Raw genomic sequence first — 11,271 nt, 5'->3', positions numbered from 1 at the left:
AAAATAAATTATGGTACTTCTTTTAATTTTATATTGGCTTGCAGTAATTGTCTTATTTTTGGTGGGATTAATTAAAGTAATCGTAGCAAAAGCTCCCGAAAAACGCAAATCAGGGATTCACCTTTTAGTCGTTTCTATTGTTATGCTAGTTATCGGAGGAGGAGTTTGCGGACTTATTTTATCAAACTTGGGCGGAATGCATTAAAGGTTAATCTTAAATTAAATATTATTTTTAAAGAAAATGAAAACCATATTTATTACCGGAGCAACTTCCGGAATTGGAAAAGCAACAGTAGAATTATTTGCAAAACAAGGATATAGAATTATTATCTGTGGAAGGAGAAAGGAGGTTTTGGATCAAATAAAACAAGATCTTTCTCAATTTACTGAAATTTTTAGTTTAGTGTTCGATGTTAGAAATCGAGATGAGGTCGAGACCGCAATTAACAGCCTTCCGGAAAATTGGAAAAACATTGACGTTCTAATAAATAATGCTGGAAACGCACATGGTTTAGAGCCAATTTCTGAAGGGAATATGGATGATTGGGATGCTATGATGGACGGAAATGTCAAAGGTTTGCTTTACGTTTCGCAACCCATTATCAAATTGATGAAGCAAAGAAATTCGGGACATATTGTAAATATTTCCTCAGTTGCAGCAAGACAAACTTATGCAAATGGGGTTGTCTATTGCGCTTCAAAACGTGCAGTTGATGTCATTTCCGAAGGAATGAGAATTGAATTAACAGAATTCGGAATCAAAGTAACCAATATTCAACCAGGAGCTGTAGAAACCGATTTTTCTAAAGTCAGATTTAAAGGAGACGAACAAAAAGCATCTACAGTTTACGCAGGTTATGAAGCCTTGAAAGCGGAAGATATTGCCGATGCAATTTCCTATTGTGTGAATGCTCCAGAAAGAGTTTCGATTTCCGATATGACGATTTATCCGAAAGCTCAAGCTGAACCAAGAACGATTTATAAGAAAATGTAGCAATGAATTAATGTAACAATGTAACAATTTAACAATCTTTTAAATTTCAATTATTGTTGCATTGGTAGATTGGTACATTCGTTTTACATTTGCAAAATGAAAATCCTCCACCTCGAAACCTCGTCTAAGAATTGTTCAGTTGCCATTTCGGATGGTGAAGAATTATTATGTGTTTGCGAAGAAGTTTCAGAAAATTATAAGCAATCAGAGTCACTTCATACTTTTGTTGAATGGGCTTTAGAAGGCGCTGAAATCTCCTTAGAGGATTTAGATGCCGTTTGCTTAGGAAAAGGACCTGGTTCTTATACAGGACTTAGAATTGGAGCTGCTTCTGCAAAAGGATTTGGATTCGGGCTTAATATCCCGTTGATTGCTGTCAATTCTCTCGAAACGATGATAGCTCCTTTTTTAAGACAAGATTATGAATTAATCATTCCTTTGGTCGACGCAAGAAGGATGGAGGTTTATTGCGCCGTTTTTGACGGAAATTCAGGCGAAATGATTTCTGATACCGAAGCTAAAATTATAGACGAACAATCTTTTCAGGAATTAGAAGGGAAGAAAATTCTATTTGTAGGTGACGGCGCATTGAAAGCGAAAGACATTTTAAAGCTCAATTCTGCAGAATTTAATGCAAATGTGTATCCTTCTGCAAAGTACTTGATCAAGCAAGGAGCTGAGCGATATGCACAAAAAAAGTTCGAAGACATTGCGTACTTCGAACCATTTTATTTAAAAGATTTTCAAGGAGTTAAGAAATCTTAATTTCCTCCAGGTCTTGCAGGTCTGTTATCTTTGATTCCCTTTTTAGCGTTTTGTTCAATTTCTTTCGCCTCTTTTTCCTTCGCTGCTTTTAGAGCTTCTGCGGATGCACCATTATCAATGATACTATTGTTAGGAGCGGAAGGAGGCATACTCTTGTTAACAATGTTTCCTTTGGCATCTCTTTCTGTAACTTGCAATTCGCTTTTGAGGTAATTGAGCATTTCGATAGCCTTCTCTCCTTCTGCCGTATCTTTATAGTTAAGCGCGATTTGTTCTAGTTGAAGAATCATCACTTCTTTCCCATTCATTTTACCGGAATTAAAAGCATTTAAAATTGATAATTTCGGGACTAAAGCATCATTAGGATATTTCTTGATGGCATCTTCCGCAATCTTTGAGCTTTCTGCAAAATTTTCCGCTTGATATAGGGCAAAAGCTTGTTTGTAAGCAGATTCTACAGCTGGGTCTGACTTCAAGAATGTTGAGTTTTTTGGATTTCTAGCAAATTCCGCATAAGAGGTATATGGATAATCAGAAATCAAAATTTGTTTTGCTCTAGCTGCGACAGTTGGATTATCTTCCCAGTTCATCGAGAAGATTTTGTACAACGCGCGAAGCATTACTTTTTCCTCTGGTTGATTGTCAACAAGGTCGTAAAGTGTCTTTGTGGCCAAAGGGACATTAGAAAAATACTCATCATACATCATCCCCAATCCCAAAGAAGCGGTATCTCTATCTTTCTTAAGTTGCTCGAGTGTTGATTTATTTTTCGGTATTTTTTCGATATAGAAATCAGGTTCGTATCTTCTTGGATTGGGAGCAGAAGCAAGTCCTAAGGCTTCATTTTTTTCATCTTCTAAAGTACTCATCGAAGCAGAAAAACGCCAATTATCAGCCAACGCTCTTGTTCCCCAAATTTGCTTAAATTCGGATGAACCCTTTGACACTGTATTGGTGTTGGCAAAATAGAAACCCTTGGTTCCTCCCCCAAAATCCTGAAAAGAGCTATTGTTTCCTGCAAAAACCGAATTAGCATCATAGTCACCAGCATCAAAGCCCTTGCTTTTTTCGGCACGTTTCAACTCTCTTTCCTTGGCTTCTTCTTTTTCTTTTAGTTTGTTAATATAAGCTGCAAAATACTCCTCTTGTTGAGGTTTGGACATTTTGGTAAGTGCGAGAATACTATCGTTTTTCTTAACTAAATAATAATTAGTAGATAGTTTTTTGATGTACTGGGATTGTTTTTGTAACACTATTTTAGTAGGTTCGTAAGTCATCACCGCAAGTGCAGAATCATAGTATGCTCCAGCTGCAATATATTCGCTTTTACTGAAAAAAGATTTTCCTATTTCGAAGTAGCTAAGACCTCTAATTTGTGGGTCAGAAACCTTTTCTTCCAACGATTTTCTAAAGTAGTCTTGTCCTTCATCTGGCTTTCCTGCCTTATTGGCCATAATACCTAAAGCATAATAGAATTCGTTTTTTCTTGAACCATAAGTTCCTTTTTTGCTGATGTTTTCGATATATTTTTTACCACCTTCATAATCGCCTTTTCCATTGTAGGTTTTTGCAATTTCGACTTGGGATTTCACTTCGAATTCGAAATCGTTAGCATATTTGTAGGCATCCATAAAACTTTCTCTTGCAAGGTCGTTTTTGCCTTCGGTCATTAAAACTTGGCCTTTCAAATAGGAAATTCTACTCTTAAGTTCTCGATTTCCATTCACTTCGAAAGCTTTGTCCAACTCAGCAATTGTTTCTGTTTTTTTTCCAGCTTTTAGTAATGATTCGGAATAAAAAACAGTTAGTGGTTTCTGAACGTCTTTGTCTAATTTTTGTTGGCTTAGTTCAGCGAAAATCTCATTAGCCTTGAAGTTATCCCCCATTTTTGCATAAGCCAAACCTTGATAGACTTTTGCCAAAGGAAGGCGTTTGTCATCTTTCATTGTTTTGAAAACCTTGTTAAGTCCTTCCAGAGCTCTCATTGGTTTTCCCATGTATATTCTTGATTGAGCAAGAATGATATAAGCATCAAATAATTTCTTGTTTTTTTCTTCCCCATCTCTCATTACAGAATATTTGTCGATAGCCTTTTTAGCTTTGGCTTCTGCAATTTCAAGTGGTGTTACGTTGGCGTTGGTACTTTGTCCCGTTGGCGCATTTGGAACACCAGCTGCAGCTCCTCCTCTATTTTTTCCAAAAGCTTTATTTTCTGGAGCGGGAGGAAGACCTATACTAGCACCAGAATTAACTCCGGCAGCAGTATTTCCAAAAGCAACATTCGTGGACATATCGCTTCCAAGGTCAATATATTCATACTTAATCAAGGGAATATAATCAGCATAAAAATTATCCTTGAAGTTGGTTTTGCGGTTTTCAAACTCATACTTCATTGCATCTTCTGCATTGAAGAGAGTGTTATATTGGGTGCTGAAACCTTTTAACATCTTTGACCTTTTTTCTGGCTTCTTGACAGCACAGGAAAAAACGATGGCTAACGCTAAAAGTAAAAATATATTTTTCTTCATTATTATAGTATAACTATCGGGAAGTCATTTTATTATAAAAACATTAAATTTTTGTAAATATAATTAAAAAAAGAATGTTTAATTTTCACTGACTCTTTTTTTTAGATTCAGCTTTGGAAAAAGGAAAGTTTTTGCAAATTTTGATAGACCAAATGGGTAGGAAGTCCCATGATCGTGTAGAAACTTCCTTCAATTTTTTTAATTTTGGTCATACCAAGCCATTCTTGTATTCCATAGCTTCCCGCTTTATCGTATGGACGAAATTTTTCTAAGTAAAAATCAATTTCTTCATCAGAAATTGGGTCGAATTCAACATAAGCGACATCCGTCTCTGTTAAAACTGAAATAGATGTTCTAAAGGTGATACCAGTATAAACTTCATGAGTCTTTCCCGAAAGCGAACGAAGCATTTCTTTTGCTTCAATTTGGTCTTTAGGTTTTCCTAAAATTTGATTCTCCAAAACAATAACAGTATCGGCGGTGAGTAATATTTCATCTGGCTCAAGATCTCGAAAAGCATTGGCTTTGAGTTCAGAAAGAAAGCCAGCCACATTTTTCGCCTCCAAATGATGTGGAAAAACTTCATCACAAGGAATGTTTTTCGCTTCGAAAGTAACTCCCAAATCAGAAAGCAATTCTCTCCTGCGTGGAGATTGAGAACCAAGGATCAGTTTCATATTAAATACTTTGCGTTTGGTCCTCCTTCCATTTTCCTTGCACTTTCATCACCTGTTCGATGACATCACGGACCGCTCCTTTTCCACCACTGATTGGAGAAATATAGTCCGCAATTTCTTTGATTTCCGGAACGGCGTTTTCCGGACAACACCCAATTCCTGAAGCTTTTAGAATCACTGCATCGGGCATATCGTCTCCCATGCAGAGAATTTCTTCTTTTTTGAGATTGTATTTTGATTTAAAATTTTCAAAATCAGCTAGTTTGTTGTGCGATTTTGCGTAATAATCATTGATTCCCAAGTAATTAAGACGGTGTCTCACCATATCATCATTTCCACCAGTAATAACACCGATTAAATAATTGTTTTTTAATGCTTTAACTACTGCGTAGCCATCCAAAACATTCATTACACGACACATATTCCCTTCAGGAAGCAAGTATACGCTTCCGTCTGTAAAAACGCCATCTACATCAAACACAAATGCTTTTATGTTCTTCAAATTCTGTTTATAACTCATACATTTTTTTTATTGATTCGTTCATGGTTTTGTAAATTTTCAAAGCCATTTCATCAGTGATTAATTCTTCATGAAGTTGTAGTACTTTTTCGTCATTTCTTCGAGCCGGACCTGTCTGAGCAAGTTGGGGCTCTATCTCATGAATTTTTTTGGTGGTCTCGTCAATTAAAGGAAGCAGAAATTCGAAAGGAATACCTTGTTCATCCGTAATTTCTTTTGCTTTTGCATAAAGGTGATTGACAAAATTGCAGGCAAAAACCGCTGAAAGATGGATATACCTTCTCTTTTCCGAGTCAGCAAAGGAAACATTTCTGGAAATTTTGAGAGCAATATTTTTCAGTATTTCTTCGTCTTCTTTTTCTGCCTCTATGAAAAACGGAATATTGGAATAATCTAGTTTCTTACTTTTAGAAAAAGTTTGTAAGGGATAAAAAACAGCTTTTCTGTATTCTCCTTGAAGCTGATTTCTCGAAACCGAACCCGATGTATGTGCAACAATTACATCTTTCTTTTTGATGATTGATGAAATATTGGCAATAGCGTCATCTTTGACCGAAATGATATACAAATCAGCATCTTCCAAAACATCGGTCGAAAAGGGGATATCTGTTTCTAGGTTGATTGCCTTCAAATCTTCAATATTTCTTCCAAAAATTTGGATGATATTTTGCCCTGTTTCCTTCAAGGCTTTTGCGAGATGAAAGGCGACATTGCCAGAACCAATCAGTACAATTTTCATATAACAAAGATAATATTAAATATATTTGGACTAAAAATTGATTTCTTTTTTAACTTTTTATTAAATTTCGAATCCAAAGAACGAATCCATGAAGCCAAGAGACGAAGAAATTGTTGAGATGCTACTGAAGCCACAAAGTAGGGAGAAGGGTCTTCGTGCGATGATGGACGTGTATCAAAGCAGGTTGTATTGGCACATCAGGAGGTTAATCGTGGACCATAGCTTGGCGGAAGACGTATTACAAGAGACGTTTATAAAAGCGTATCAAAATATAGATAAATTCAAACAAGAAAGTAAATTGTACACATGGTTGTACAGAATAGCGACCAACGAGTCTCTGCAGCAAATCAACAAATTGAAAAAGATGAACAAAGCAGACGAGGATGTGGATTATTACATGGCGAATTTGGTTGCAGAGCAGGAGACGGATGGCGACGAAATACAGATTTTGTTGCAAAAGGCAATACAGATGTTGCCCGAAAAGCAAAAATTAGTATTTACGATGAGGTATTACGATGACTTGCCATACGAAGATATTTCAAAAGTTTTGGATATGTCAGTTGGGACCCTTAAAACCAACTATCATTATGCAAAACAAAAGATTGAGTCCTATGTTAAAGAAAACTATGCAAATTTAGAAGAATAACAAAATGAAAAATTTTGATATTGAAAAACTTGAAAGAAAGAACGTTTACAAAGCGCCAGAAGGCTTTTTTGAAGGTGTTCAGAATCGAGTGATAGAAAAAACAGAAGTTCAGGAAGTTGCCAAAACAGGAAAAATTATTTCCCTGAAGTGGGTATATTCTGCAGCTGCGGCGATTGTTATTTTGTTTGCTGGAACATTTTTATTCAGAAATAGTAACGCTGCGGATTCTCAGTTTGCAACGACACAAGCAACTGAAAATGTTGACACTACTAATAATGAAACCATTGTAACTCCAGAAGTTAATTCTGTTGTTGAGTCTTCTAGTGCTGAAGGGCAAACATATACTGTCAACAATACAGACTCTGTTGGAGAAAGGAAAACTTCTAGTGGAGATTTACAATTTTCTATAGCTTCTAATAACAAAACCAAGAGCACTAATACAAGGTCTCAGGAGCTTAATCCTGAAGAGAAAATGGATATGATATTGGCGACACTTTCTGATGATGACATTGCAGCATTAGCAAGTAATAGTGAAAATGATATCTATTTGGATTTGTATTAATTCATTCAAAATCAACAAAAAGATGAAAACGAGACACTTTATTTTTTTAGCTTTTTTCTTCCTATTCGCGGGAAATATTTCTGCGCAGGATGATGATTTGAGTAAGATGACCGAAGCGCAGAGAAGAGAATATCTTAGTAAGCTCAGTAAGGAAGAAAAGAAAAAACTATATCAAAGATATCAGGAAAATGTCATGATTGATAAATTGGATTTACCTCAGAATCAACAAGAAGAGTTCCGGAATTTATATAAAGAATATCAACAAAGCCAGGAAGAGATTGTAAGGAGATTCAAGTCTGGCAAGTTCAACGACATGTCTAATGAGCAGGCAAGAAACGAACTTGATAACAGTTTTGAACTAGGACAGCAATTGATGGATAACAGAAAAAGATATTCGGAAAAGTTCCAAAAAATCATGCCTCCTCAACAAGTATTGAGAATGTTCGAAAATGAGAAAATGATGCGAGACAAGGTAATGGAGCGCAGAAACGAGAGTCAGGGAAGAGATAATTCTCGAGGAAATGGAGAGAGTATGAGAACCCGTTCTACAGAGCCATCACAAAGAATGTCAACCCCTTCGCAAAGGACTAATCCACAATCAAGGAGCGGAAGCCCATCTTCTTCTATGAGAGGAGGTGGTTCTCCAAGGATGAATAGTGGGGGAACTAGAAGATAAACAGTTTGTTTTTTAATATTGAGAGAACCTTTGTAATAGATAATTTACAGAGGTTCTTATTTTTAGCCCTTTCTTTTATCGATGATGATTTCTTTTTGCTTTAAAAATACTAAATTTGCACACCTTCAAATATTTACATGAAAAACATTAGAAACTTTTGTATTATCGCCCATATTGACCACGGAAAAAGCACTTTGGCAGACCGACTTTTGGAATATACCAATACTGTAACTCAAAGAGAGTTGCAGTCTCAAACTTTGGACGACATGGATTTGGAGAAAGAAAGAGGAATTACCATTAAGTCTCACGCCATCCAAATGGATTATGAACTCAATGGGGAAAAATACATTCTTAATCTTATCGATACACCAGGACACGTTGATTTTTCTTACGAAGTTTCTCGTTCTATTGCAGCTTGCGAAGGCGCGCTTCTTATTGTAGATGCTGCGCAAAGTATTCAGGCACAAACGATTAGCAATCTTTACTTGGCTTTAGAAAACGACTTAACCATCATTCCGATTCTTAATAAAATTGATCTTCCTTCAGCAAATCCTGAGGAAGTAACCGATGAAATTATGAACCTTATTGGTTGCGAATACGAAGATGTTTTAAGAGTATCAGGAAAAACAGGAGAGGGCGTTCACCATCTTTTAGAGGAAATTGTAAAAAGAATCCCGGCTCCAGTTGGAGATCCTAATGGACCGCTTCAAGCTTTGATTTTTGACTCTGTTTATAATCCTTTCAGAGGGATTGAGGCTTATTTCAAAGTAGTTAACGGAAGTATTTCTAAAAACGAGAAAATTAAATTTTTCGCGACAGGAAAAGAATATGGTGCGGATGAAGTTGGAACTTTAAAACTAAAACAAGTACCTAAAAGCACTGTAGAATGTGGAGATGTTGGTTATCTTGTTTCGGGAATTAAAGATGCTCGCGAAGTAAAAGTAGGTGACACCATCACTTCTTTTGAGAAACCTGCGGCTGCTCCAATTGATGGATTTGAAGAAGTGAAACCAATGGTATTCGCAGGAATTTATCCTATTGATTCTGAGGATTTTGAAGAATTGAGGTTCTCCCTTGAAAAGTTGAGGCTCAATGATGCATCCTTAGTTTTTGAACCAGAGAGTTCAGCGGCACTTGGATTTGGGTTCCGATGTGGATTCTTAGGAATGCTTCACATGGAAATTGTTCAGGAAAGATTGGATCGTGAGTTTAATATGAATGTAATTACAACAGTTCCTAACGTATCATATCACGGTTACTCCAAGAAAGATCCAGAGACACCAATATTAATTAACAACCCTTCTGAAATGATTGATCCAACAGTTTTGGATCGTGTGGAAGAACCTTATATCAAGGCATCTATTATTACTAAGTCTGATTTTGTTGGACCAGTAATGACTCTTTGTATTGAGAAAAGAGGAGAGATCGTTAACCAAAGTTATTTGACTTCGGAGCGTGTAGAATTGATTTTTAATATGCCTTTAGCTGAGGTGGTTTTCGATTTTTATGATCGCCTGAAGTCAATATCAAAAGGATATGCATCGTTTGATTACCATCCAATTGGTTTCCGTACATCGAAATTGGTAAAGATGGATATTCTGATTAATGGAGATATGGTAGATGCGCTTTCTTCTCTTATCCACGATAGTAACGCCTACTACATCGGAAAAAGGATGTGCGAAAAACTACGTGAATTAATTCCAAGACAACAGTTTGATATCGCAGTACAAGCCGCATTGGGAGCAAAGGTAATTGCAAGAGAAACCATCAAAGCTTTGAGAAAAGACGTTACCGCAAAATGTTATGGAGGTGATATTTCTCGTAAACGTAAACTTCTTGAAAAGCAGAAAGAAGGTAAGAAAAAAATGAAGCAAATTGGTAGGGTAGAAGTTCCTCAATCTGCATTTATGGCGGTATTGAAGTTGAATGACTAAGTAATGCCATTATACATAATTAATAGCCACAGAATTTCTGTGGCTTTTTTTTGGAAAATTTTAACATTGAAAATCAAGCAACTATGTTAAAAAATTTAATATAGCGTAAAATTTACACAAATAAATTTGGAAGCAATTGTTTTATTGATTTATATTTGCGTATAAATAACACAAAGTTGTTTTTTTATCACTGAATGTTTCATCTAAAATTTTAAAATTATGTTCGGTTTTAGACACATCAAATTCGATTCAATGACTTACGTTTTACATTTCAGAAACGGGATTGTTCTTCGTGAAGGTAGAGGATTATCATTCTTTTACTTTGCTCCCAATAGTTCTATTGTTGCCATTCCGATGGGGAGTAACGATTTACCATTTATTTTTAGTGAAAACACGTTTGATTATCAAACGGTTAAAATTCAAGGTCAGATTTCTTACAAGATTACCAATCCGCAAATGCTTTCTAATACCTTGGACTTTACGGTCAATGAATCAGGCGTTTACAAAAAAAATGATTTAGAAAAACTGAATCAAAGAATCATTAACATTGCGCAGACTTCGACCTCTTCATTTATCCATGAAACGAGTTTGAAAGAAGCCATTCGTTCTGCGAAGAAGATTGAAGACAATATTTTGGCTGGATTGAAATCTTCTGATGCCATTCAACTTTTAGGGATTGAAATTTTAGGAGCTAATATTTTAGCAGTGCAAGCAAGTCCAGAAATGGCAAGAGCTTTGGAAACCGAAACTCGCGAAAAATTGCAACAACAGGCTGATGAAGCGGTTTACGAAAGAAGGAATTTTGCCGTTGAACAAGAGAGAAAGATTAAAGAATCTGAATTGAATACAGAGATTGCGGTGGAAGAAAAGCAAAAACAAATTGCCGAAAAGAAAATGGAATCCGAAGTGCAGAAACAGGAGAATGATAGAACCCTTAGAGAGATGAAAATTTCTGCGGATATTTCAGTGGAAAATCAAAGGAAAGAACTCATTGAGCAGAAAACTGAAAACGATAGAAAAGAGGCGGAAACTAAAGGTTATGCGATAGAAGCATCTCTAAAACCTTACAAAGACCTTGATTGGAGAGTGCTTAGCGCACTGAATGGAAACGGGAGTGCTAAAAATAATATGGCTTTAGCTTTTAGAGAATTAGCAGAAAATGCTCAAAAAATTGGAAACCTCAATATTTCACCAGATTTATTACAAAGCATTTTAACCGAAAAAGCTTGA

12 protein-coding genes are annotated in these 11,271 nt (G+C 36.0%); 8 read left to right on the top strand and 4 right to left on the bottom strand.

The window, feature by feature from the left end; all coding sequences use genetic code 11:
* Positions 1–10: 10 nt before the first annotated feature.
* From AC4AGG_RS07485 to tsaB, 3 genes are all read left to right on the top strand, one after another.
* A complete protein-coding gene (locus tag AC4AGG_RS07485) occupies positions 11–205 on the top strand; it encodes a hypothetical protein (RefSeq protein ID WP_489771372.1) in 195 nt (64 codons plus the stop codon).
* A gap of 36 nt (positions 206–241) precedes the next feature.
* Entirely contained in the window at positions 242–994 is a 753-nt protein-coding gene (locus AC4AGG_RS07480; protein ID WP_489771371.1) for an SDR family NAD(P)-dependent oxidoreductase, read from the top strand.
* Positions 995–1,090: 96 nt separating this feature from the next.
* A complete protein-coding gene (tsaB, locus tag AC4AGG_RS07475) occupies positions 1,091–1,759 on the top strand; it encodes a tRNA (adenosine(37)-N6)-threonylcarbamoyltransferase complex dimerization subunit type 1 TsaB (RefSeq protein WP_489771370.1) in 669 nt (222 codons plus the stop codon).
* Here the strand turns inward: tsaB and porW are convergent.
* The 4 genes from porW to AC4AGG_RS07455 form a co-directional block, all read right to left on the bottom strand.
* Complete coding sequence (gene porW / locus AC4AGG_RS07470) at positions 1,756–4,287, bottom strand: type IX secretion system periplasmic lipoprotein PorW/SprE (RefSeq protein ID WP_489771369.1); 2,532 nt, start codon at positions 4,285–4,287, stop codon at positions 1,756–1,758. The genes tsaB and porW overlap by 4 nt on opposite strands.
* A 107-nt stretch (positions 4,288–4,394) precedes the next feature.
* Positions 4,395–4,964, bottom strand: coding sequence for a Maf family nucleotide pyrophosphatase (locus AC4AGG_RS07465; protein ID WP_489771368.1), 570 nt, complete (start codon positions 4,962–4,964; stop codon positions 4,395–4,397).
* A 1-nt stretch (position 4,965) separates the two neighbouring features.
* Positions 4,966–5,484 carry a KdsC family phosphatase gene (locus AC4AGG_RS07460; protein WP_489771367.1) on the bottom strand — a complete coding sequence of 173 codons (519 nt, stop codon included), beginning with the start codon at positions 5,482–5,484 and terminating at the stop codon, positions 4,966–4,968.
* Positions 5,474–6,223: a Rossmann-like and DUF2520 domain-containing protein gene (locus AC4AGG_RS07455; RefSeq protein WP_489771366.1), complete on the bottom strand. Its 750-nt coding sequence runs from the start codon at positions 6,221–6,223 to the stop codon at positions 5,474–5,476. Before AC4AGG_RS07455 ends, AC4AGG_RS07460 begins: the two co-directional genes overlap by 11 nt.
* An 88-nt stretch (positions 6,224–6,311) precedes the next feature.
* Between AC4AGG_RS07455 and AC4AGG_RS07450 the strand changes: the two genes are divergently transcribed.
* From AC4AGG_RS07450 to AC4AGG_RS07430, 5 genes are all read left to right on the top strand, one after another.
* Positions 6,312–6,869, top strand: a complete 558-nt coding sequence (locus tag AC4AGG_RS07450; RefSeq protein WP_489771365.1) for an RNA polymerase sigma factor — start codon at positions 6,312–6,314, stop codon at positions 6,867–6,869.
* Between the two features lie 4 nt (positions 6,870–6,873).
* Complete coding sequence (locus tag AC4AGG_RS07445; RefSeq protein WP_489771364.1) at positions 6,874–7,431, top strand: hypothetical protein; 558 nt, start codon at positions 6,874–6,876, stop codon at positions 7,429–7,431.
* A 22-nt stretch (positions 7,432–7,453) separates the two neighbouring features.
* Entirely contained in the window at positions 7,454–8,107 is a 654-nt protein-coding gene (locus AC4AGG_RS07440; RefSeq protein ID WP_489771363.1) for a hypothetical protein, read from the top strand.
* A 137-nt stretch (positions 8,108–8,244) separates the two neighbouring features.
* Positions 8,245–10,041: a translation elongation factor 4 gene (gene lepA, locus AC4AGG_RS07435; protein ID WP_489771362.1), complete on the top strand. Its 1,797-nt coding sequence runs from the start codon at positions 8,245–8,247 to the stop codon at positions 10,039–10,041.
* A 252-nt stretch (positions 10,042–10,293) separates the two neighbouring features.
* A complete protein-coding gene (locus AC4AGG_RS07430; protein WP_489771361.1) occupies positions 10,294–11,271 on the top strand; it encodes an SPFH domain-containing protein in 978 nt (325 codons plus the stop codon).

It is taken from the genome of Chryseobacterium sp. CG10_8 (assembly GCF_058117085.1).
Note: the sequence above shows the minus strand (reverse complement) of the source record. Positions and strands in the feature narration are given on the sequence as shown.